General features: G+C 72.0%; 23 protein-coding genes. 11 read left to right on the top strand and 12 right to left on the bottom strand.

Annotated elements, in window-relative coordinates; translation table 11 throughout:
- Window positions 1-77: 77 nt before the first annotated feature.
- The 3 genes from BN2279_RS00110 to BN2279_RS00100 all read left to right on the top strand — a co-directional run bounded on the left by BN2279_RS00110 (window position 78) and on the right by BN2279_RS00100 (window position 2,763).
- Window positions 78-893, top strand: a complete 816-nt coding sequence (locus BN2279_RS00110; protein ID WP_059005624.1) for an SDR family NAD(P)-dependent oxidoreductase — start codon at window positions 78-80, stop codon at window positions 891-893.
- A gap of 67 nt (window positions 894-960) precedes the next feature.
- A complete protein-coding gene (locus BN2279_RS00105) occupies window positions 961-1,632 on the top strand; it encodes an AIM24 family protein (protein WP_059005623.1) in 672 nt (223 codons plus the stop codon).
- A gap of 186 nt (window positions 1,633-1,818) precedes the next feature.
- Window positions 1,819-2,763 (top strand): alpha/beta hydrolase, encoded by a 945-nt coding sequence (locus BN2279_RS00100; protein ID WP_059005622.1) that lies wholly within the window; start codon window positions 1,819-1,821, stop codon window positions 2,761-2,763.
- Window positions 2,764-2,812: 49 nt separating this feature from the next.
- Here the strand turns inward: BN2279_RS00100 and BN2279_RS00095 are convergent, their stop codons facing one another.
- Window positions 2,813-4,222, bottom strand: coding sequence for a carboxylesterase/lipase family protein (locus BN2279_RS00095; protein ID WP_059005621.1), 1,410 nt, complete (start codon window positions 4,220-4,222; stop codon window positions 2,813-2,815).
- Window positions 4,223-4,395: 173 nt separating this feature from the next.
- Here BN2279_RS00095 and BN2279_RS00090 point away from each other — a divergent pair, with 173 nt between their 5' ends.
- Window positions 4,396-6,327, top strand: a complete 1,932-nt coding sequence (locus BN2279_RS00090) for an AMP-dependent synthetase/ligase (protein ID WP_059005620.1) — start codon at window positions 4,396-4,398, stop codon at window positions 6,325-6,327.
- An 88-nt stretch (window positions 6,328-6,415) separates the two neighbouring features.
- Here BN2279_RS00090 and BN2279_RS00085 read toward each other — a convergent pair whose 3' ends face one another.
- The 4 genes from BN2279_RS00085 to BN2279_RS00070 all read right to left on the bottom strand — a co-directional run bounded on the left by BN2279_RS00085 (window position 6,416) and on the right by BN2279_RS00070 (window position 11,207).
- Window positions 6,416-7,318: a poly(ethylene terephthalate) hydrolase family protein gene (locus BN2279_RS00085; RefSeq protein ID WP_059005619.1), complete on the bottom strand. Its 903-nt coding sequence runs from the start codon at window positions 7,316-7,318 to the stop codon at window positions 6,416-6,418.
- 192 nt (window positions 7,319-7,510) lie between these two features.
- A complete protein-coding gene (locus BN2279_RS00080; protein ID WP_407702172.1) occupies window positions 7,511-8,332 on the bottom strand; it encodes an alpha/beta hydrolase in 822 nt (273 codons plus the stop codon).
- A 385-nt stretch (window positions 8,333-8,717) separates the two neighbouring features.
- A complete protein-coding gene (locus tag BN2279_RS00075) occupies window positions 8,718-9,437 on the bottom strand; it encodes a response regulator (protein ID WP_199827577.1) in 720 nt (239 codons plus the stop codon).
- 258 nt (window positions 9,438-9,695) lie between these two features.
- Entirely contained in the window at window positions 9,696-11,207 is a 1,512-nt protein-coding gene (locus tag BN2279_RS00070; RefSeq protein ID WP_059005617.1) for an FGGY family carbohydrate kinase, read from the bottom strand.
- Window positions 11,208-11,565: 358 nt separating this feature from the next.
- Between BN2279_RS00070 and BN2279_RS00065 the strand changes: the two genes are divergently transcribed.
- The 6 genes from BN2279_RS00065 (at window position 11,566) to BN2279_RS00040 (ending at window position 17,094) form a co-directional block, all read left to right on the top strand.
- Window positions 11,566-12,813, top strand: a complete 1,248-nt coding sequence (locus tag BN2279_RS00065; protein WP_079031678.1) for an ABC transporter substrate-binding protein — start codon at window positions 11,566-11,568, stop codon at window positions 12,811-12,813.
- Entirely contained in the window at window positions 12,810-13,670 is an 861-nt protein-coding gene (locus BN2279_RS00060) for a branched-chain amino acid ABC transporter permease (RefSeq protein ID WP_059005616.1), read from the top strand. The genes BN2279_RS00065 and BN2279_RS00060 overlap by 4 nt, the downstream gene beginning before the upstream one ends.
- Window position 13,671: 1 nt before the next feature.
- Window positions 13,672-14,682, top strand: coding sequence for a branched-chain amino acid ABC transporter permease (locus BN2279_RS00055; RefSeq protein WP_199827576.1), 1,011 nt, complete (start codon window positions 13,672-13,674; stop codon window positions 14,680-14,682).
- Complete coding sequence (locus BN2279_RS00050) at window positions 14,679-15,392, top strand: ABC transporter ATP-binding protein (protein ID WP_059005615.1); 714 nt, start codon at window positions 14,679-14,681, stop codon at window positions 15,390-15,392. Before BN2279_RS00055 ends, BN2279_RS00050 begins: the two co-directional genes overlap by 4 nt.
- 2 nt (window positions 15,393-15,394) lie before the next feature.
- A complete protein-coding gene (locus BN2279_RS00045; protein ID WP_059005614.1) occupies window positions 15,395-16,102 on the top strand; it encodes an ABC transporter ATP-binding protein in 708 nt (235 codons plus the stop codon).
- Between the two features lie 143 nt (window positions 16,103-16,245).
- A complete protein-coding gene (locus tag BN2279_RS00040) occupies window positions 16,246-17,094 on the top strand; it encodes an alpha/beta hydrolase (protein WP_059005613.1) in 849 nt (282 codons plus the stop codon).
- A gap of 29 nt (window positions 17,095-17,123) precedes the next feature.
- Here the strand turns inward: BN2279_RS00040 and BN2279_RS00035 are convergent, their stop codons facing one another.
- Both BN2279_RS00035 and BN2279_RS00030 read right to left on the bottom strand, forming a co-directional pair.
- Entirely contained in the window at window positions 17,124-17,798 is a 675-nt protein-coding gene (locus BN2279_RS00035) for a response regulator (RefSeq protein WP_059005612.1), read from the bottom strand.
- On the bottom strand, window positions 17,795-18,784 hold the full coding sequence (locus BN2279_RS00030; RefSeq protein ID WP_059005611.1) for a sensor histidine kinase: 990 nt from the start codon (window positions 18,782-18,784) through the stop codon (window positions 17,795-17,797). The genes BN2279_RS00035 and BN2279_RS00030 overlap by 4 nt, the downstream gene beginning before the upstream one ends.
- 289 nt (window positions 18,785-19,073) lie before the next feature.
- Between BN2279_RS00030 and BN2279_RS00025 the strand changes: the two genes are divergently transcribed.
- Window positions 19,074-19,445, top strand: a complete 372-nt coding sequence (locus tag BN2279_RS00025) for an SH3 domain-containing protein (RefSeq protein ID WP_059005610.1) — start codon at window positions 19,074-19,076, stop codon at window positions 19,443-19,445.
- An 80-nt stretch (window positions 19,446-19,525) separates the two neighbouring features.
- Here BN2279_RS00025 and BN2279_RS00020 read toward each other — a convergent pair whose 3' ends face one another.
- The 5 genes from BN2279_RS00020 to BN2279_RS00005 all read right to left on the bottom strand — a co-directional run bounded on the left by BN2279_RS00020 (window position 19,526) and on the right by BN2279_RS00005 (window position 22,441).
- On the bottom strand, window positions 19,526-19,906 hold the full coding sequence (locus BN2279_RS00020) for a hypothetical protein (RefSeq protein ID WP_059005609.1): 381 nt from the start codon (window positions 19,904-19,906) through the stop codon (window positions 19,526-19,528).
- 130 nt (window positions 19,907-20,036) lie between these two features.
- Entirely contained in the window at window positions 20,037-20,198 is a 162-nt protein-coding gene (locus BN2279_RS28955) for a trypco2 family protein (protein ID WP_159037004.1), read from the bottom strand.
- Window positions 20,195-20,785 (bottom strand): NAD(P)H oxidoreductase, encoded by a 591-nt coding sequence (locus tag BN2279_RS00015; RefSeq protein ID WP_059005608.1) that lies wholly within the window; start codon window positions 20,783-20,785, stop codon window positions 20,195-20,197. The genes BN2279_RS28955 and BN2279_RS00015 overlap by 4 nt, the downstream gene beginning before the upstream one ends.
- Before the next feature lie 4 nt (window positions 20,786-20,789).
- Window positions 20,790-21,818, bottom strand: coding sequence for an NADP-dependent oxidoreductase (locus tag BN2279_RS00010; protein WP_059005607.1), 1,029 nt, complete (start codon window positions 21,816-21,818; stop codon window positions 20,790-20,792).
- Between the two features lie 65 nt (window positions 21,819-21,883).
- Window positions 21,884-22,441 (bottom strand): NADPH-dependent FMN reductase, encoded by a 558-nt coding sequence (locus tag BN2279_RS00005; protein WP_059005606.1) that lies wholly within the window; start codon window positions 22,439-22,441, stop codon window positions 21,884-21,886.
- Between the last annotated feature and the right edge of the window lie 104 nt (window positions 22,442-22,545).

The raw sequence follows: 22,545 nt of genomic DNA, 5'->3' as shown, positions 1-22,545 counted from the left end.
CCCCCGCCCCGGTGCCTCCGGACGCCGGAACGGGTAATCGCCTGCCCCAGGCCCGCTCACTTTGCTACTACTGACGGGTGCGAACCGGATCGAAGTCCAGTCATGTCGCGATCGTCACCGGGGCGAACCAGGGGATCGGGGCCGCGACGGCGAAGCTGCTCGCCGCCCGGGGGGTCGCGGTGCTCTGCGCCTACCTGCGGCTGCCCGCCCCGGGCGAGGCGGAGGACGGCGACCGGTACCACCGGGAGCGTTCCGTCGACGGGAACGTGGTGGCCGAGGAGATCCGGCGGGCCGGCGGGCGGGCCGAGGCGTGCGAGGCGGACCTCAGTGATCCGGCCGTCCCGGAGCGGCTCTTCGATGTCGCCGAGGACCGCCTCGGGCCGGTCGACATCCTCGTCAACAACGCGTCGGGGTGGATCCAGGACACCTTCACCCCCGATCCGGTGGACCGGTTCGACCGGCCGCTGCGACCCGTCACCCCCGCGACCTGGTCCCGGCAGTTCGCCGTGGACGCGCTCGCGCCGGCGCTGCTGATCGGCGAACTCGCCCGCCGCCACCGGGCGCGCGGCGCGGACTGGGGCCGGATCGTGGGCCTGACCTCGGGCGGCGAGCTGGGCTTCCCCGGCGAGGTGTCCTACGGCGCCGCCAAGGCCGCGCAGACCAACTACACCCTGTCGGCCGCCGCCGAGCTGGCGGGCCTGGGCATCACCGCCAACGTGGTGCACCCGCCCGTGACCGACACCGGCTGGGTCACGGACGAGGTACGTGAGTTCGTCGCGTCGAGCCCCGCGACGTTCCACGTCGCGGATCCGGCCGAGGTCGCCAAGACGATCGCGTTCCTCACCTCCGACGAGGCGGCACTCGTCACCGGCAATGTGATCACCCTCCGCTGAGACACCGCGGCGCGGTCGGCCGGGCGATTCGTGCTCACTCGAACGGGTTAACCCCTATGATCGCGCCGTGCGAAGCGATCTCTTCAAAACCGAGTACCAGGCGCAGGCCGCCACCGCCTCCGGGATGTCCCTCCAGCACTCCAAGGCGATCAGGTACGTCGTCAACGGCGAGTGCCACGCCCGCCAGGGTTCGATGGTGGCCTACCGCGGCAATCTCCAGTTCGAGGTGAAGTCCCAGGGGGTGGGGAACTTCCTGAAGCGCGCCGTCACCGGCGAGGGGCTCTCCCTGATGGCCGTGCGCGGCCAGGGGGAGGTGTGGTTCGCGCACAACGCGCAGAGCTGTTTCGTCATCGAGCTGGAGCCGCAGGACGCGCTCACCATCAACGGGCGCAACGTGCTGTGCTTCGATCCGACGCTCAGCTACGACATCAAGATGGTGAGCGGCGCCGGGATGGCCGGCGGCGGGCTGTTCAACTGCCAGTTCGCCGGGCAGGGCCGGATCGGTCTCATCTCCGACGGCGAGCCGATCGTCATCCCGGTCACCTCGCAGGCGCCGGTCTACGTCGACACCGACGCGGTCGTCGGCTGGACCAGCCACCTGCGGACCTCGCTGCACCGCGGCCAGAGTCTCAAGTCGATGCTGCGCGGCGGCTCGGGCGAGGCGTTCCAGCTCATGCTCCAGGGCGACGGGTTCGTCGTCGTCCAGCCCAGCGAGCAGCAGCCGCCCGCGGAGAAGTGAGCCCCGGCCGGCCCGTGACCGCGCCCGCGCGTGCGGCGTCCCGCGAGGACGGCGTCCCGCGAGGACGGCATCCCGTGAGGACGGCATCCCGTGAGGGATGGGCCCGGCGGAGTTTTCCGGGCGCCGGGCGGGGTCACGGTCCCGGGTGAGGGCGGAACGTCCCGCCCCCGACCCCCGGGAGGAACCGTGGATCTCGATCCCGACGCGCAGGCGGCGGCCGACCTGCTGAAGGTGCTTCTGCCGCGCCCGCTGCACGAGTTGGGCGTCGCGGGCGCCCGCGCCTGGACCCGCGCGCACGCCGCCGCGACCCCGCCGCCGCCCGTGCACCGGGTCACCGAGCATGTGGTGCCGGGACCCGCCGGGCGACAGGTCCCGGTGAGGCTGTACCGGCCGTGCCCCGGGGACGGGCTGCCGGTGCTGGTCTACCTCCACGGCGGCGGCTGGACGCTCGGCGGCGTGGACCGGGTGGACCCCCTGTGCCGGACACTGGCGAACCGGGCCGGCTGCCTGGTGCTGTCGGTCGAGTACGGGCTCGCGCCCGAGCACAAGTTCCCCGAGCCGCTGGAGGATTGCCACGCCGCCCTGACGTGGGTCGCCGGCCACGCCGCCGCGCTCGGCGCCGACGCCGGACGGATAGCCATAGGCGGCGACAGCGCGGGCGCGAACCTCGCCGCCGCCGTCTGTCTCCTCGCCCGCGACCTGGGGGAGCCGCTCCCCGTCTTCCAGTTACTGGTCTACCCGGCCACGGAGTACGCCGTGCCGCGCCCCTCCTGGACCGCCTACGCCGACGGGCCGCTGCTCACCACCGGGGACGTCCTGTGGTTCTGGGACCAGTACCTGCGGGACCCGGCCGACCGCGCCGACCCGCTCGCCGTGCCCGCCACCGCGCCCAGCCTGAGCGGCCTGCCGCCCGCGTTCGTCGTCACCGCCGCCTACGACCCGATACGCGACGACGGCGAGCACTTCGCGCACCGGCTCCGAGAGGACGGCGTGGAGGCCGTCGTCACGCGGTACCCGGGCGTCTTCCACGGCTTCTTCCCGCAGGTCGGTGTCCTCGCCCGGGCCGAGGAGGCGATCGACGACGCGGCCCGGCGTCTGGTCCGCGCCTTCGCCGCGGCGGCCCACGTCTGACCCGGGCGGTCGTGTCCCCGGGGCGCCCGGGGACACGGCGGGGGAGCGTTCAGCCGCTTACGGGTTCCCAGATCCGCCGGGACGCGGCCACCGGGTCGGACACCACCGACACCGGGAGGTCCCAGACGCGCGTGAGCGCCTCGCCCTTCCGGTACTCCGGCCAGCCCGGGTCGCCGGTGGTGGCGAACGCGATCCACGCCTTGCGGATTTCCTTCGACAGGATCTCCGCCTCCGCCGGGGCCGGGTCGCCCAGCAGCAGGCCGCCGAGCGGCCGGCCGGTCAGGTTGCCGAAGACCAGCGGGACGTCCAGGGCGTGGCAGACCTTCAGGACCCCGTCCATCGCGGGGCTGGCCCAGGTCAGCTCGTAGCACCAGCTCCGGCCCGGGTGGTTCGCCGCGCTCCACACCGACGGCATGCGGAAGATGCCGTCGGACAGGATCAGCACGTACAGGTCGCGGTCGGAGATGCCCGGGTGGGCCGCCCGGTACTGGTCGAGCGCTTCCGGCGGCAGGCCGAGCCGTTGTGCCGCCGCCGCCGGGAGCTGCCGCTCCGGCGTCTCGAACAGCGCGAACAGCTCGTACTCGTCGCGGTTGAACCCGGCGATCAGGTCCACGTCGCCGCGCAGCCGCCGCCACGGCAGCTCCGGCACCAGGTCGTCGCCGCCGACGAGCGGCCCGAAGGGCGTGAGCTGCCCGGCGACGCTCTGCACGGCGTGGATCGCCTCCGACGCGACCCCGGCGAACCCCGTCGTCGTCAGGGGCACCCCGAGGGCGCCGGCTATGCGCTCGCCGGTGCGCCGCGCGCGGTCCTCGGTCTGGAACCCGTCCGCGATGCTCTGCCCGATGGCCCGCCGGAACAGGCCCCGGCCCGCTTCGGCCGCCGTCAGCGCGGCGATGGAGGCGGCGCCCGCCGACTCGCCGAAGACCGTCACGTTGTCCGGGTCGCCGCCGAACGCCGCGATGTTGTCGCGCACCCAGCGCAGCGCGGCGAGCTGGTCGAGGAACGCCCGGTTGCGCGGGGCGTCCGGCAGCCAGCCGAAGCCCTCGAAGCCGACGCGGTAGTTGAGGCTGACCACGACCACGCCGCCCCGGGCGAGGTTCGCGCCGTCGTAGTCCGACGCGCGGGACGTGCCCAGGATGTACGCGCCGCCGTAGATCCAGACCATGACCGGCAGACCGCTCCCGCCGAGGTCGGGGGTCCAGACGTTGACGCTCAGGCTGTCGGTGGAGTCGTCCGGGCTCCACGCGGAGGCGCTGTCCGGGAAGAGGGTGACCTGCGGGGTGTCGGCGCTGAAGCGGTCCGCCTCCCTGACGCCGTCCCAGCGTTCCGGCTCGGCCGGCGCCGCGAACCGGGCCGGGCCGTCGAGCGGGGCCGCGTACGGAATGCCCTTGAAGGAAACGAAACCGTCGCCGGTCCTGCCACGCACGGCGCCGTGCGTCGTCTGCGCTATGGGATCCACGGACCCATGCATACCACAGCTATATGGGGCTCCGGACCGGTCGCACGGGCATGGTGTCCGTCACACGAAAGGCCCCACGCAACGTCAGTGGACACAGGCATTGCTTTTTTCTTACCAAACGGTAAGCCTACTGAGCAGTCGGGTGAGGCGAGACTGCCAGCAAGGGAGCTGACATGTACGCGCGGGTGCTCCAGGACATGAGGCGGGCCAAGAAACGCGGGGATCTGTCCACCCGCGTCCGGCCGGAAGTGATCCGTGAGAACGGGGTGGTCCGTGAGGTGCGGGTGCCGCCGCTGGTGGCTCCGCCGACGTCGGGGAGTATCGCGGACATCCCGTTCACCAATGCGGCCGAGGCGCCGGGCAGTGTGGCGGTGCGCCGGAAGGTCGGTGACCGGTATGTGCCGGTGACGGCGGTGGCGTTCGCGCGTGAGGTCACGGATGTGGCCAAGGGGCTGATCGCGGCGGGTCTGGTGCCCGGCGGGCGGGTCGCGGTGATGGCGCGGACCTGTTACGAGTGGGCCGTGCTGGACTTCGCGATCTGGGCGGCGGGCGGCCAGACCGTGCCGATCTACGCCACCTCCTCGGCCGAGCAGATCGAGTGGATCCTGCGGGACTCCGGCACCGCGTTCATCGTGGTCGAGAACGCCGACCACGCCGCCACCGCCGACACCGCGATATCCGCCCTCCCGGCGGAACTGCCGCGTCCCCGCCTGTGGCAGATCGACGACGGGGCGCTGGCCCAGCTCACCGCGCTCGGCCGGGACGTGGCCGACGCGGAGGTCACCGAACGCCGCGCCGCGATGGACCCCGGCACGATCGCCACCCTCGTCTACACCTCCGGCACCACCGGGCGCCCCAAGGGCTGCGTGCTCACCCACGCCAACCTCCACGCCGAGTCCGCGAACGTGGTCGAACTCCTGAAGCCCGTCTTCGAAGAGGTCACCAAGCAGACCGCCTCGACGCTGCTGTTCCTGCCGCTGGCGCACATCCTGGGCCGCACCATCCAGATCGCCTGCCTGGCCGGGCGCATCGAGATCGGCCACTGCCCCAGCATCAAGCCCGACGAACTGCGCCCCGAACTGGCCGCGTTCAAGCCGACGTTCCTGGTCGGTGTCCCCTCCCTGTTCGAGAAGATCCACGACACCGGCCGCGCCACCGCCGAGAAGATCGGCCGCGGCTCGTCGTTCGAACGCGCCGACCGGATCGCCGTGAAGTACGGCGAGGCCGCGCTCAACAAGTACCTCGGCAAGGGCCCCGGCCCGAGCCTCGGGCTCGCCGCCGCGCGCCTCCTCTACGACCTGCTGGTCTACCGCCGCATCCGCGCCGCCCTCGGCGGCCGGATGAGCTACGCCATCAGCGGCGGCTCACCCCTCGACACCCGGCTGAACCTGTTCTTCTTCGCCTGCGGCATCATCATCTACGAGGGCTACGGCCTCACCGAGACCACCGCCGCCGCCACCCTGATCCCGCCGCTCACCCCCCGGCCCGGCACGGTCGGCCAGCCCCTGCCGGGCATGGCGATCCGCATCGGCGACGACGGCGAGGTCCTGATCAAGGGCGGCACGGTCTTCACCTCCTACTGGAACAACCCGGCGGCGACCGCCGGAACCCTGGACGGCGAGTGGTTCGCCACCGGCGACCTGGGCACCCTGGACGACGACGGGTACCTGAAGATCACCGGCCGCAAGAAGGACATCATCATCACCAACGGCGGCAAGAACGTCTCGCCCGCCGTCCTGGAGGACCGCCTCCGCAGCCGCCCGCCCATCGGCCAGTGCGTCGTCGTGGGCGACCAGCGCGCCTACATCGGGGCGCTCATCACCCTCGAACAGGACGCGCTGGAGCACTGGCTCGCGGTCCGCAAGCGCCCCAGGGACACGCCGTTCGAGGAGCTGAAGCACGACAAGGACCTCCTGGCCGACGTGCAGCGGGCCGTGGACTACGCCAACGAGGCCGTCTCCCGCGCCGAGTCCATCCGCAAGTTCATCCTTGTCGAAGGCGAGTTCACCGAGGAGAACGGGCTGCTGACCCCGTCGCTGAAGGTCAAGCGCAAAGCGGTGACGGAGGCGTACGCCAAGGACATCGAGGAGCTGTACGGAAGCTGAGCCCGTCCGTCGCGATGTGCCGCGCGGGGAAAACGCTCCCGCCCGCCGTCGACGCTGACGGCGGGCGGGAGGGACTCCGGGGCTCGGGTCAGGAGCCGGGGCAGGAACTGCGGTACTCGGCGATCACGCTGTTCGGCGCCGGCGGCGGGCAGAGGAACTTCTCGTAGCGGGTGTCGTTGTCGACATACCGCTTGAGCCACGCCAGCGTGTACTGGCCGATGGTCGTGTTGTAGGAGTTCGCCACCGCGTGGCCGCGGCCGTTCATCTCCAGGTAGGCGCGCTCCGGGGCGTTCGTCAGCGTCTGGTAGATCGGCTCGGCGTGGTCGGCGACCGGCGCGACGTTGTCGGTCTCACCGCCCACGACGAACGTGGGGACGTACACGTTCGTCCAGGACTTGTCGTACACGTACGGCGTGAGCGGGATGGCCGCCTGGAGGGAGGGCCGGGCCGCCGCGGCGTTCAGGGCGCCGCCGCCGCCCAGCGAGTGGCCGGCCACGGCCAGCCGGTTCTTGTCGACGCGGTTCGCGACCGTGCTGCTGCCGGTGAGGTAGTCCAGCGCGGCCAGGAGCTGCCGGCCGCGGGCGGGCGGCTGGTCGGCGGCGGTGTTCAGGTTGTTGATGATGAAGACGACGAAACCGTTCGAGGCCAGCTTCGGCCCGAACCAGGAGACGGCCGACTGGTTCTCGTTCAGGCCGGGGGAGATGGCGATGGCGCCGAACGTCCCCTGGCTGGTGTCGGTCGGGTAGTAGATCGTGCCGCCGCCGAAGCCGGTCTGCGCGGCGACGGAGACCTTGGCGTAGGAGAACGGACCCTGCGCTGCCTGGAGAGAGGACAGCGTCGGGTCCGGCCCGCGCCGGTACTCCTGCTGCGCCGTCGCCGCGGTCGCGTCCGTGACGCCGACGGCGCCGAGCAGCAGACCTCCCGTGAGGAGGGCGGCGACGGCGTGTCTCAGGCGTACCCGGAGGGAGCGGTGACGGGTGCGGTGGTGCATCAGGTGGTTCCTCACATGCGGTGGGGCGTGCGTGCGCCCGGTGGGGGATTTCGAGCCGTGAGTCTGCATGACGGACATCTCGACAGGAAAGAGACGTTCGCCCTATTCATGCGCAGCTACTTACCATTCATTCGGCTGAAGAATGGCGTTGGATGGCTGAAAAGTGACTGGCGCACGCTCGCCCACCCCATGTCACCCCAGGTTGTCGGCCAGGAACTCCAGCGCGCCGGGCAGCCCGTCGATCCAGTACTGCCACTCGTGGATGCCCTCGCGGGCCATGAAGCGGTGCTCGACCTGCTTGCGGGTCAGCTCCAGGTGCAGACCCACGTTGGCCTCGAAGAACTCGTCGTAGGAGCCACAGTCCAGGTACCAGGCGGTGCGCGAGAGGTCGGCCGCGGGAACGCGCTTGATGGTGTCGAGCAGGTTCCAGTAGCGGTAGGCGTCGTTGAGCCGCGCCTCGCCGGCCAGGTCGAACCCGTAGGAGCGGCCGAAGCGCCAGTTGTATCCGGCCATGTCGAGCGCGACGTGCTGGGCGTCGGTGCGGTGGCCGGCGCTCAGCCCGAAGGAGGCGGTGAACAGGTCCGGGTGGCGCATGGCGAACGACAGCGCGCCGAAACCGCCCATCGACAGGCCGCCGATGCCGCGCCGGGCCTTCGAGCCGCCCGCGCGGTACTCGCCCTCGACGAACGGCACCAGCTCCTGGACGAACATGTCCGCCCAGCGGAACGTGCCGTCCGCGGAGTTCATGTAGTAGCCCAGCGCCTGCTCGATCGACGGCTTGGAGACGTCGGGCCGCCCGTCGGGCATCACCACGACCACCGGCGGGATCCGGCGCCGGGCGATGGCGCGGTCCAGGATCTCCTTGGCGTTGCCGGTGCGCAGCCACTCGGTGTTCTCGCCGGTGGCGCCGTGCAGCAGGTAGAGCACCGGGTAGGTGCGCGAGGACCGCGGGTTGTGGCCCGGGGGCAGGTAGACCGAGTACAGGGTGTCGGTGCCCAGGACGCGGCTGGGCATCCGCAGGTTCTCCCTGACCCGGCCCCCGCCCGTGGCCTGGGCGGTGGTGATGTTCGAGACGGTCAGGGCCGTGGCGGTGACGGTTCCCGCGGTCAGCAGAGTACGACGGTTCATAGGGATATCTCCGTTGATGTCCTGTCCCTTTTACACATCTCCGAGCCCACGAGACAGCCAGACATCTCGTATGCCGTCTTCTGCTTGAAAAAAAAAAAAGTGCCATCAGCAGCGGTAATACTTAGGACGTAAGCGTACTAGGGATATATCGACTGGACAGGGCGTAAAGTGCACCCATGAGGGAGGATTATGCTAAGGTGAAAGCCTACGGTGTAAGAGTCGAGCGTCCTCGGAAACCGACACTATCCTCTTCGTCGGCAGCGTCAGATGTTTATAGGAGACAGCCGCCGCGGTGGTCCCTGGTCCAGGGGGTGTCGCAGCGCTCGGCGAGCCAGCGGTAGATCATCTCGGGCCGGCCGATCTGCCCGTACCGGGGAGCGCGTTCGGCGCGGCCGGTGACGACCAGGTGTTCCAGGTAGCGGCGGGCGGGGGTGCGGGCGATGCCGACGGCCCCCCCGGCCGCGCCCGCGGGGACGCCCCGCCCCGCCGCGTCCCGCCGGACCCGGGTGACCGAGGTCAGCGTCGGCCCGGCCAGGCCCTTGGGGAGGGCGGCCGGCTCGGGGGAGCGCAGCGCGGCCGGGGTCCGGTCCACGTCCTCCTGGCCGACCGCCTCCCCGGCGGCGGCCCGGTAGGCCGCGTACCGGACCAGCCGGTCGCGCAGGGTGGCGAACGTGAACGGCTTCAGCACGTACTGGAGGACGCCGAGGGACACGCCCTCCCGGACGACGGTCAGGTCCCGGGCCGAGGTCACCGCGATCACGTCGGTGTCGTGCCCGGCGGTCCGCAACGACCGCACCAGGCCCAGGCCGTGACCGTCCGGCAGGTACAGGTCCATCAGCAGCAGATCGACCGGAGTGCGCGCCATCAGGCGCTGGGTGTCGGCCGCGGTGTGCGCGGTGTGCCGCACCGTGAAGCCGGGCACGCGCTCCACGTACCGCCGATGGGCCTCGGCGGCCGTCGGGTCGTCCTCCACGATCATGACGCGGATCACGCGACGCCCCTTTCCGCTCCGGAGGACGGCCCGCCGGCGACGACTCGTGTCATGGCCCCTCCTTCGCTGTCACGGCTACCGGGCACGGCGGAACCGTACAACTCCGAACTGCGTTCGACAATGCCGAACACTAAATGAATTCTCGCCCTCGACCCGGCCCGGTGTCCGGTCATGCCGATGAGCTGGCCTTACGGCGATACGGGTGGTGCGGAACGGCCGTGGCCGCCCGGAGCCGCCGCCGTCGCGAGGACGGACGGCTCAGGGCCGGCCGCCGGGCCGGGCGGCGCCCCAGCCGGCGGAGCGTTCGATGGCCTCCAGCCATCCGGCGTACATGTCGTCGCGGCGGCTCTCCGACCAGCGCGGCTCGAAGCGCCGGCCCAGGGTCCAGTGGCTCGCGGTCTCCTCCAGCGAGTCCCAGTACCCGACCTGCACCCCGGCCAGCATCGCCGCGCCCAGCGCGCCCGTCTCCATCACCTGCGGGCGCTCCACCGGGACGCCGAGGATGTCCGCCTGGAACTGGAGCAGGAAGTCGCTGCGGGCCGCGCCGCCGTCGGCGCGCAGCACGTCCATCGGCACGCCCGTCTGGGCGCGCATCGAGTCCACCGCCTCCCGCGTCTGGTACGCCATCGCCTCCAGCGCCGCCCGCGCGATGTGCCCGCGCGTGGTCTGCTCCGTGATGCCGAACATCGTGCCCCGGGCCAGCGCGTCGTAGTGCGGGGCGCCGATCCCGACGAACGCGGGGACGAAGTACACGCCCCCGGCGTCCTCGACGCGCTCGGCCAGCATCGCCGCCTCGGCGCTGTCCCGGACCAGGCCGAGACCCGTCTGGAGCCAGCGCAGCGCGGCGCCGGCCACGTCGGACATCGCCTCGAGGCCGTAGGAGATCTCCCCGTCCACCGCCCACAGCACCGGCGAGAACAGGCCGGGCGACGGCGAGACGAACTCCTGGCCGAGGTTCATCACCAGGAACGCGCCCGATCCGTAGCTGTTCTTCGCCATGCCAGGGCGGATGCCGCCCTGGCCCAGCAGAGCGGCCTGCTGGTCGCCGACGATCCCCGCCACCGGCACCCGCTGCCCGAAGAACCGTTCCGGGTCGGTGTAGCCGAACAGCTCGGCCGAGCCCCGGATCGTGGGCAGCACCGAACGCGGGATCGCCAGCCGGTCCAGCACGAACTCGTCGTACGCCAGGGTGTGGGCGTTCTGCATCAGCGTCACCGACGCGTTCGAGCAGTCCGTCGCGTGCTCCTTGCCGCCCGACAGGTTCCACAGCAGCCAACTGTCGATGGTGCCGTACAGCAGCCGGTCGGCGGCGAGGAGCCGTTGCGCGCCCCGGTCGTTCTCCAGCAGCCAATGCAGCTTGGACGCCGCGCAGTTCGGCAGGATCAGCATCCCGGTGCGCTCGCCCACGGCCGTGCCGCACTCCGCGTTCAGCCGGTCGCACAGCGGCTGGGTCCGCCGGTCCTGCCAGCCGATCGCCCGGCCCACCGGCTCACCCGTGGCGCGGTCCCACACCATGGTGGTCTCCCGCTGGTTGCTCAGCCCGATGGCCTCGATCTCGTCCGGCGGGATCCGCGCGTCCTGGAGCGCCAGACGCACCGCCCGTTCCGTCGCGGCCCACAGCTCCCAGGCGTCCTGCTCCACCCAGCCGGGCCGGGGCAGGTACCGGGGGACAGGCGCCTGCCCGCGCGCCAGCACCCGGACATCCCGGTCGACGATCAGTGCCGTCGACCCCGACGTGCTCTGATCGACACCCAGGACATACCGACCCACGTCCGCTCACTCCTCACCCGGAAGGCGCCCGCCCGCGTCCTCCGGCCGTGCCGGGCGGGGCTGTCCGGAGCCTAGGCCGTCGCCCGCCGCCGGGCAACGAAGGGGATATAAGCCTTCGGAGTACTCCATAGGAGCCCCCAAGGGCGCCTCGTACGCCATCGGCTCACCGGATCGCGCCAAAGGAGTCCGGGGCGTAGGGGCTTCCCGACTGTTCACCGATCGACAACGCGGCTGTCATATGTGTGTGCATCTGCACGGTGATCTGGGCCACTCCCGGCCGAACGGATCTTCTTGTCCACTACTCGCCACGGACCTAGAGTTCGGCACCACTTCATCCCCTTTTGACAAAGGACGCACCATGTATCTCAAGTCCACGTCGGCGCTGATCGCCGGCGCGCTGCTCGCCTCCACGGCCGCCTGTAGCGCTGACAGTGGTTCCGGCGGCGACGGCGGGACCGTCACGGTCGGCGCCATCCTGTCCATGTCCGGGATCTACTCCACGCTCGGCCCGCCCGAGAAGAACGCCATGGAGATGGGTCTTGAGGCGCTCAACGAGAACGGGTTCACCGTCGACGGCGAGCACTACGAGATGCGGATCAAGTACGCCGACGACAAGTCCGACGCGGCCACCACCGGTGTCGCCGCGCTGCGCGAGCTGGTGCAGTCGGACAATGTGCCGGTCGTCGCCTTCGGCCTCGGCGCGGACACCTACGTCCCGCAGGTCGAGCGCACGCCGCTGCCGATGATCAATATCCTGGACAGCGTCTACCCCAGCATCCTGGACCTGGACGAGCACTACTTCCGCACCCGCGGCGACTCCCCGACCTACGTCCCGGGCTGCCTGAACTACGCCAAGAACGAGCTGGACATCCAGTCCGTGTCGGTCATCACCGCCGCCGGCGAGGCGTACGGCGAGGGCCTGACCGAGCTGGTCGGCCAGGCCGCCGAGCGCGAGGGCATCGACATCGCGGCCCGCAGCGAGTTCCCGCTCGGCGCGACCGACTACAGCAACGCGATCAACGAGGCCGTGGCCGCCGACCCCGACGCGATCTACCTCAGCAGCGTCACCGCCGTGATCCTGCCCGTGCTCAAGCAGCTCCGCCAGTCCGGCTACGACGGCCCGGTCCTGCACAGCAGCGGCGTCAACCCCGAGCAGGCCGAGGCGATCCTCGGCAGCGGGTTCAACTCCATCATGGAGAACAACTACGACTGCGCCGGGACCCTGCCGGCCACCTCCAGCGAGCCGGCCACCACCGCCTTCGCCGAGGAGTACCAGGAGCGGTACAACGAGTACCCGCAGGACCTGACCATGTGGGCCTACGACTTCCCGTTCATCGTCGCCGAGGCCATGACGCAGGCCGGCACCACCAGCGACCGTGACGCGATCCTGGAGGCCCTGCACGAGATCGGCGTCCCCGAGGGCACCGTCAGCGGCTGGCTGCCCGGCGAGGACGGCCGCCTCTTCGAGGAGCGCATGGCCCGTACCGCCTCCGAGGTCACCACCTGGTGCCCCGAGGAGCGGACCCTCGGCAGCGTCATGACCTTCGACGTGGACGACAACGGCCAGGTCGTCGACGCGGTCCTGAACGAGGAACCCTGCGCATGAGTCAGGTTCTCGTCAACGGCGTCTTCCTCGGCTGCCTCTTCGCGGTCGTCGCGGTCGGCCTCACCCTGGTCTTCGGGGTGATGGAGGTCCCCAACTTCGCGCACGCGGGCGTCATCGTGATGGCGGCCTACCCCACCTGGTGGGCGACCGACGCCGGAGCCCCGTTCGCCCTGGCCGCCCTGGCCGGCGTCGCCGCGGGCGGCGTGGTCTCGGTGATCACCGAAGTCGTCGCCTACCGCTGGATCATCGACAAACCCTGGGCGGCGCCCGCCGTCGCCCTGGGCCTGATGCTGGTCCTCCAGAACACCGCGCTCAACATGTACGGCGGCGAGGGCCGCTCGCTGGACACCCCCTACGACGACGTCCTGCTGGAGTTCGCCGGGGTCTCCCTGTCCGGGGTGAAGGCCGCCCTGATCGTCCTGGCCGTCCTCTCCCTGATCGCCCTCCACCTGGTGCTCTCCCGCACCTCCCTGGGCCGCGCCATGCGGGCCGTGGCCCAGGACCGGGAGGCCGCCGCGATGCTCGGCATCCCGATGCGCCGCCAGTACACCCTGGCGTTCCTCATCGCCGGGCTCCTCGCCGGCGTCGCCGCCGTCGCGTACGGCCCGACCTATCAGGTCTCGCCCTACATGGCCGACGAGGTGCTGCTCAGCGCGTTCGTCGTCGTGGTCCTCGGCGGCCTGGGCAGCGTGGCCGGGGCAGTCGCCGGCGGGCTGGTGCTCGGAGTCGTCGAAAGCCTCGGCGCCGCCTACATCAGCTCCGCCTACCAGAGCGCCTTCGGATTCCTCCTGCTCGTGATCGTCCTCGTGCTGCGGCCCGGCGGGCTCGTCGGCACGAATGCCAGAAGGGTGGCCTGACGTGCACACCACCGCACCCCCGGCCGAGGCGTCCGCGCCGGCGGCCAAGCCGGAGCGGCGGATCCGGGTGACGCCGAACGCCGCCGCGCGGCATGGCGGAGTCCTGGCCGGGATCGTCGCCCTCGGCATCCTGGCGCACTCCCTCCTGACCGGTCTGGAGGGTGAGCAGGCGCAGGTCGCGCTGCTGGCCGTCGTGTGGACCATCGCGCTCACCGGCCTCAACCTGGTCCAGGGGCTCGGCGGATACCCGAGCCTGGCGCACGCCGCCTTCTACGGCGGCGGCGCGTACCTCTCGGCGATCTTCCTGGAGAAGGGGATGCCGATGAGCCTCGCGGCGCCCCTCGCCGTGGTGGTGACCATGCTCGGCGGCCTCGTCGTCGCGCTGGTCTTCAGCCGCACGCGCGGTCAGTACTTCGCGATCGGCACGCTCTTCTTCACCGCGGTGATGACCCTGGTCTTCACCAACGCGGCCGAGTGGACCGGCGGCCCCCTGGGGCGCCCCGTCGATCTGGGCTACTCGCTCGACCAGACGCTGGTCCTGCTGGCCGCCTCCCTCTCCGTGGGCCTGGCCCTGTTCTACGCGATGTCCCTCAGCCGGTTCGGGGCCCGGCTGCGGGCCATCCGCGAGGACGAGGACCTCGCCCAGCACGTGGGCGTGCCGACGGCGCGCGTGAAGCTGATGGCGATCGTGATCTCCTCCGGCTTCGGCGCCTGGGCCGGTGTGCTGTTCGCCCAGTACAACGGCGTGGTCGCACCCTCCCAGTTCACCTACGCGCAGAGCTTCCTGATGTTCGTCGCCATCGGACTGGCCGGATACGGGCGGCTGCTGGCCCCCGTCGTCGGCAGCGCCGTGGTGCTGAGCCTCACCCAGCTCATCGACCTCGGTCCCGGCGTCAGCCAGATCGTGCTCGGCGTCCTGTTCATCGTCGTCACCCTTGTCGTCCCCAACGGCATCCTGGGCGGTCTCGCCGCTCTGTGGCGGCGGCTGCGCCCGAAGGAGGCGACGTCATGACGACGCTGCTGACCGTCGAGGGGCTGGTCAAGAAGTTCGGCGGGGTCGCCGCCGTCAACGGGGTGTCCTTCACCCTCGACGCCGGCCAGATCCTCGGCCTCATCGGCCCCAACGGGTCCGGCAAGACCACGCTCCTCAGCATGCTCGCCGGCACCCTCGCGCCCACCGAGGGCACCGTCACCCTGGAGGGGAAGACCGCTTCCGGCCGCGGCGCGCACCGCGCGGCGCGCGCCGGCATCGCCCGCACCTTCCAGACGACCCGCCTGTTCCCCACCTGGACGCTCCGCGAGAGCCTGCGGCTCGCCCACGGGGAACGCAAGGACGACCGCCCGTTCTGGTCCGACGAGGAACTGGCGGCCCTGCTCGGGATCGACGGCATGCTGGACCGGCCCTGCGCCAGTCTCACCAGCGCCGCCCAGCGCCTGTCCATGATCGCCCTCGCCCTGGCCACCGGCCCCCGCGTGCTCCTGCTCGACGAGCCCGCGGTCGGCATGGACCGCGACGAGGCGGGCGCGCTCGCCGAGGCGGTCCGCAGGGTCGCCGGCGAACTCGACGTCGCCGTCATCGTCGTGGACCACAACATGAAGTTCCTCATGCCGCTGGCCCAGACCGTCCTCGTGGTCGCCGCCGGGAAGGTGCTGGCCACCGGCACCCCCGAGGAGAACCGATCCGACAAGGCGGTCATCGCCTCCTACCTGGGAGGAGCCTGACCATGCTCACCGTCCAGAACCTCACCGTCGCCTTCGGCCCCACCGTCGCGGTCCGCGACGTCAGCCTGCGCGCCGAGGCCGGGACCGTCACCGGCATCCTCGGGGCCAACGGCGCCGGCAAGACGAGCACCCTGCTCGGCATCCTCGGCCGCGTCCCGCGGCAGAGCGGCCGGATCGTGTTCAACGGCCACGACGTCACCGACCACGGCACCGGCGCCCTCGTCCGCGCGGGCATCGCCCTGTGCCCGGAGAACCGCAGGCTCTTCCCCAACATGAGCATCGAGGACAACCTCCTGCTCGGCGCCTACGGGCAGGGGCGGAAGACGCGGCAGGAGCGGCTGGGGCGGGCCTACGAGCGGTTCGGCTGGCTCCACGACCGCCGCGCCGAGGCCGCCGGGCGGCTCAGCGGCGGCCAGCAGCAGACCGTGGCCATCGCCCGCGCCCTGATGTCCGACCCGCAGCTCGTCCTCCTCGACGAACCCTCCAGCGGCCTGTCACCGGTCGCCGTCGACGAGGTCGGCGAGACGCTCCGCGACATCGCCCGCGACGGCACCGCGATGCTCCTGGTGGAACAGAACGTCCGGCTCGTCGAGAAGCTCTGCTCGACCGCCTACGTGCTGGCCCACGGCCAGGTCGCGGCCAGCGGCCCGGTCACCGAACTCCTCGACGCCGACGCCGTGTCGGACGCCTACCTCGGCACCGGGGCGTAGGGCCTCTCTTCTGGATCTCCGCGGGGCCACGCAGATCCAGAAGACAGGCCCTGGCCGCGGAAGCCCTCCGCGCCCGCCGTACCCGGACGGCGCCGGCCCCGGCCGGTGCCGTCCGCCGGGCAGCACACCTGAAGGAAGCTTCGATGTTCGAATTCACCAGCGAGAACGACGTCCGGATACACGTGCACGAGTGGCACCCCCGGATCGCGCCGCGCGGCATCGTCCAGATCGCCCACGGCATGGGTGAGCACGCGGGCCGCTACGCGCCTCTGGCCGAGTCCCTCAACGCCACCGGCTACATCGTCTACGCCAACGACCACCGCGGGCACGGTCTCAGCATGCACGCCGGCCCAGGACGCCTCGGCAAGGACGGCTGGAACCTCCTCGTCCAGGACATGGTCACCGTCTCGCGCACCGCCCGGGAACGCCACCCCGGCCTGCCGCTGATCCTGCTCGGCCACAGCATGGGATCGTTCGCGCTCCAGCAGTACCTGCTGGACAACGCGGACCTCCTCGCCGGCGCCGCCCTCTCCGGCACCACCGCGCCCGACCGCCGCTTCGCCGACCCGGACGCCCCCGCGCGGGACGAGGACCTGTTCGCGCGGTTCAACGACGCGTTCCACCCCGTGCGCACCCCGTTCGACTGGCTCAGCCGTGACGAACGGCAGGTCGACGCGTACCTCGCCGACCCGCTGTGCGGCTTCACCCTCGACCCCGAGGGCACCGCCGAACTCGCCACCGCCGCCCAGCGACTCGCCCAGCCGCGTGGCATCCCCGCCGACCTGCCGCTGTACGTCGTCGTCGGCGACCGTGACCCCCTCAACGCCGGGCTCACCCTCAGCGACCTCGTCGTCGGCCGTTACCGCGACGCCGGGCTCACCGACCTGACGTACCGCGTCTACCCGGAGGCCCGGCACGAGGTCCTCAACGAGCTGAACCGCGACGAGGTCGTGGCCGACCTGACCCGCTGGATCAACCGCGTGACCGCCTGACGGCCCGGCGGCCCCGCGTCCGGGGCCGCTCAGGCGTCGCCGAGACCGGCCTCCAGCGCGGCCCGCACCAGCCCCGCCACGTTGGTGACCTCCAGCTTGTGCATCGCGTCCCGGCGCTGCTTCTCCACCGTCTTCGGGCTCACCGCCAGCCGGGCCGCGATCTCCCGCGTCGAGTGCCCCTCGACGATCAGCGCGACGACCTGCCGTTCCCGCGCGGACAGCCGGTCCGCCGCCGTGCGGGTGCCGGGCGTCACCCCCCCCGTCAGCACGTGGGAGACCTCCGCGCTGAGGTACACACTGCCGCGCCCCGCCGCGAGCACCGCTGCCAGCAGCTCCGACGTCACGGACTGCTTCATCACATAGCCGACCGCGCCGGCCGCCAGCGCCTGCCGGACCACCGCCGGCTCGCCGTGCATCGACAGCACCACCACGTCCGGCGCGCCCTCGGGCAGGTCACGCAGCGCGCGGATCGTGCGCAGCCCGACCGCCGGGTCGGCGCGTTCCGCGGTGGGCTGCGGCCCGCCGGGCAGGGACAGGTCCAGCACCACCACGCGCGGCGCGAAACGGGCCGCCGCGCCGAGCGCCGACTCCGCGTCGGACGCCTCCGCCACGACCTCCAGCTCCGGGTGGTCGCCGATCAGCCGCGCCACGCCCGCCCGCACGACGGCGTGGTCGTCCACGACCAGCACCGGGACGGCGGTCACCGGACACCCGCTTCCGCCGTGCCGGACACCGGCAGCGTGCCGCGCAGCCGCGCGCCCTCGCCGGGCGCGGCCTCGACGTCGAGCCGCCCGCCCAGTGCCCGGAATCGCTCGGCCATGCCGTTGAGCCCCAGGCCGGTGCCCCGGGCCCGGGCCGAGACCGGGTCGAACCCCCGGCCGTCGTCCGCGATCTCCAGGCTGACCCGGTCGCCCGCCGCGCCCAGGGTCACCCGGGCGCTGGACGCCTGAGCGTGCTTGGCCACGTTGTTCAGCCCTTCCTGAAGGAGGCGGTACAGCGCCCGCTGCTGGTCCAGCGTCAGGTGCGGCAGCTCCGAGGCCCGCACCGACACCTCGAACCCGCTGATCGAGCCGAACGCGCGGCCGTAGTCCTCGACGGCCTGCGGCAGCGGCGTCGTCTCCAGCGCGGGCGGGGTCAGACGGTACAGCACCTGGCGCAGTCCCCGCATCGCGGCCCGGACCAGCCCCGTCGCGGACCGCACCCGCTCCAGCCGTGCCGCCTCGTCCAACGGGCCCTCCAGCGACCGCAGCTCCATCAGCAGCGCCGTCATGCTCTGCCCCACGTCGTCGTGGAGGTCGCGGGCGACGGAGGACCGTTCCTGGTCCTGCACCGTCAGCAGCCGGGTCCGCAGCGACTTCGCCTCCTCCTGCGCCGCCACCCGCGCGGTGACGTCCCGCCGCACGACCAGCACCTCCCCGTCCTCAAGGGGGCGGCAGACGACCTCCAGCCACCGCTCGCCGCACGCGGCGACGATCCCGCCGGCCGGCTTCCCGCGCACCGCGGCGGTGACCGCGGCCCGGTACTGGAGCGCGCTCGGCCCCCCGAACCGCCACACCGGGACGCCGGCCATGCCCGCGGGACCCGCCCCGGCCTGCCGGCCGGCGGTCTCGTTCGCGGCCAGGACAAGCCCCGCGCGATCGACGACGAACGCTCCGTCACCGAGCCCGTCCAGCATCTCCAAGATCCGCATGCCGGATGCTAACCCGCCCCCAGGCGGGCCGACCCCGAAGCCGACGAGCGGTGACAGCCCGGCGTCGCGTCCCTTCGCGAGGGAGAAGGGGGCATTCCCCTTGTGGGGATTCCTGCCTGGATGAGGGGATTGGTGTAAGAGGTGGTGCTCTGGGGTGACTTGGCGTCTATGCTCTGGCCCGACCGGCTCGTCGGCCGTCGCGATGGCGAACAATGAGGGATCCAGGGGCACCGTCTTGCGAGCAGTTCCAGCGGCCGACCGGCTTCACCCATCACGAGGGGATCTCTCCATGCGACGCCATGTCTCGCGTCTCGTCCTGGCCATCGGCCTGGCCGTACCCGTCGCGCTGTTGGGGGCGGGCACCGCGCAGGCCGCCGCGCCCGCCGCGCCCACGCAGGTGGCCACCGACGTCACCGCCACCGACGTGTCCGCCTCCATCTGGGGCCAGTTCCGCGAGGACGGTGTCCGGATCCGCACCGGCCCCGGCCTCCAGTACGGGGTCGCCGGTCTCGGCTACCGCAACCACTCGGTGACGGTCCACTGTTTCGTGGCACCGGAGCCCAACCACTCCTGGTACTACCTGACCGACAACACCACCGGTGTCACCGGATGGGTGTCGTCCTCGCTGGTGTACCGGGAGGCCCCGCTGAACGGCTGCTAGCCGTACGACCGCTCTCCCGCCGCGCGGCACGCGCCACGCGGCGGGAGACCGTCAACCTGGCCGCTGGTCGGGCGCGGCGCTCAGCACGCCGGCACGCCGTCGATCCAGTTCGTCGCGTTGTCGATGTAGTAGCTGGCCATGTACCCGGTCTCGGAGGCCGAGGACACGAACACCCGCACCCAGTACGGGTTGCCGCCGACGGTCTGGCCCACGGTCTGGCACTGCACGTACACCTGCGCGGGCGGGCTGAGCTTCACCAGCACGTTGGGGCAGTTCGTCGGCGACGGATAGTTCTCGCAGGCCGCCGGGTTGCCCCAGTTGTCGCGGACGTTGACGTTCGACGCCCAGACGCCGTAGTTGCCGGGCCCGTGGCCGGTGGCATGGGCCGGAGCCGCTGTCGCCAGACCGCCCAGCACCGTCGCGGCGGTGGCCGCCGCGACACCCAGTACACGCTTCCTCATGCATCCCCCTCGGTCGCTGCCGTGCCGCGTTCCGGCCGACACCCCCGACCATGATCCGCGTCGGGCGCGACGGCGCAAGCGAATTGCCGACCCGTTAACTCCGGTACCCGGCCCGGCGATCGTCCCCGGTTCAAGAACGGCCGACGAGCAGCATGCCGCCCTCCGGAAGCAGTTCGACCTGCACGCGATGCGTGGTGTCCCGCGCCACGCCGCCGCCGACATCGGCGGTGAGAACGCCGATCCGCAGCCCCGCCCGGACGCCGCGCGCGGACCGATCCGGGCGTGGGGTCACGGCAGTGCCGCGTCGGCGGCGGTGAGGACGGCCTTGACGTGGTCGTCGCCGGCGGTGCCTTCGGGGACCGTGCCGTACAGCAGCCGGACGGTCACGTCCTCGATGCCGCAGAACCCCGCGATGCCTTGCGTGAGCTGCCGTGTCAGCAACGTGTCCCAGCCGCCGGCGGTGAAGCGCTCCTCGGAGTAGCCGGCCAGTCCGAGCCAGAGGAGCCGCTTGCCGCGCAGCCGGGACCGGCCGCCGCCGTACGCGAAGCCGTGGTTCCAGACCCGGTCGATCCAGCCCTTGAGGATGGCCGGCAGGCCGAACCACCAGACCGGGAAGACGACGACGATCGTGTCGGCCGCCGCCAGCCGCCGCATGTGCGTCTCGGTCCCGGCGGAGTACGTCTTGTCGCGGTCGCCCCAGTCCGGCTCGTCCGCGACCGTCATCCTCGGGTCGAATCCCTCGGCGTGCAGATCGAGCAGATCGACGGCGAAGCCGGCCCCCTCCAGCCGCTCCCGGGCGCGGGCCGCGACCCGCGCCGTGAGCGAACGCGACCGGGGATGGGCCACGACCAGCAGCGCCGTGCGCGTCCTCGGTGTCACGACGTCACCTCCCCAGCCGCACGAGCATCTTGCCGACGTTGGCGCCGCGCATCATGTCCAGGAACGCGGCGGGCGCCCGCTCGATGCCCTCGGCGACGGTGAACTCGGTGACCAGGGAGCCCTCCGCCAGCCAGCCCGCGGCCTTGGTGATCCACTCGGGGAAGAGAGGGAAGTACGAGTTGACCAGCATGCCGCGCAGGGTGGCGTCCTTGGGGGCCAGCGCGAACAGGTTGTGGGGGCCGGGGACGGGCTCGGTGGCGTTGGCGGCGCTGATCGCGCCGACCATGGCGATCCGGCCGCCGTGGCGCAGGGCGTCGATCGCCGCGACGAGATGGTCGCCGCCGACGTTGTCCACGTAGACGTCGATGCCCTCGGGGGCGGCGGCGGCCAGTTGCTTCGCGACCGAACCGGCCCGGTAGTCGATCGCGGCGTCGAACCCGAACCGGGTCAGCAGCCGTTCGCTCTTCTCCGGGCCGCCCGCCGAGCCGATCACCCGGGCCGCCCCGAGCTTGCGGGCCACCTGCCCGGCGACGCTGCCCACGGCCCCCGCCGCGGCGGAGACGAACACGGTGTCGCCCTCCCGGACCGGGGCCACCTCGGTCAGCGCCGCGTAGGCGGTCAGCCCGGTGGTGCCCAGGGCTCCCAGGTAGTCCTCCGGCGCCGCGAGCCGGGTGTCGACGACGGTCGCCTCGGCGGCGTCCAGCACGGCGTACTCGCGCCAGCCCAGGAAGTGGGTGACGGTCGTGCCGACCGGGATCGCCGGGGCGGCGGAGGCCACGACCTCGCCGACCGCCGCGCCCTCCAGGGCGGCGCCGAGCCGGAACGGCGGGAGGAACGACGGGGCGTCGATCATCCGCTGCCGCATGTACGGGTCGACGGACATCCAGGTGTTGCGGACGAGGATCTGCCCCTCGGCGGGCGGGGGCACCTCGGCACGGGCCAGCGTGAAGGCCGTGGGGCCGACCTCGCCGGCGGAGTGGGCGGCCAGCCGGATCTCGCGGCTGGTGACGGTGCGGTGGGTGGGAACGGACATGGTGATCTCCTGCTCGGTGATGTCCGGGCGGCGGCCCGGAGTTGTCTGCCTGGGGCGACGGATCGCTATGCGGTGACGGGGACGCTCCGGGCGGGCCGCAGGGCGCGTCCCCACCACAGGAGCCGGTCGAGCATCCGCTCGGCGGCCGGACCGGCGGCGGCGGGGGCGAAACAGGCGCGGCAGTCGTGGAAGCGGACGGCGTCCCTGACGGTCACCGCCTCCAGGCCGGCGAACACCAGCCGGAGTTGCTCCACGGCCCGGACCCCGCCCGCCGCGTCGCCGTAGGAGACGAACGCGACGGGCTTGGCCCGCCACTCCTCGCGGTACCAGTCGATGGCGTTCTTCAGGGCGGCGGGGAAGCTGTGGTTGTACTCCGGCGTCACGATCACGAACGCGTCCGCCGCCGCCAGCCACGGGCCCAGGTCCCGCACGGCCGCCGGTACGGGCCCGCCGTCCTCCGGCAGCACGCCGGGCAGCCACGCCTCGGCCAGATCCACGACGTCCACCTCGATGTCGCCGCGCCGGCGGGCCACGGAGGCGAACCAGTCGGCCACGGTGGGGCCGAACCGGCCGCGCCGGACGCTGCCGACGATGATCACGACCCGTGTGCGGTGCTCGTTCATCCGGCTGTTCCTCTCGCCGTTCGGTCCGGGATCGGTCTCGACACGGCGCACTCTGCCGGGGCCCGCGCACGATTTCCTGGGGGTCCGTTCCTCATTCTCCTTCG

The organism is Streptomyces specialis, from assembly GCF_001493375.1.
Taxonomy (GTDB): domain Bacteria; phylum Actinomycetota; class Actinomycetes; order Streptomycetales; family Streptomycetaceae; genus Streptomyces; species Streptomyces specialis.
The sequence above is the reverse complement of the archived record's forward strand: the minus strand, read 5'-3'. Positions and strand labels throughout refer to the sequence as shown.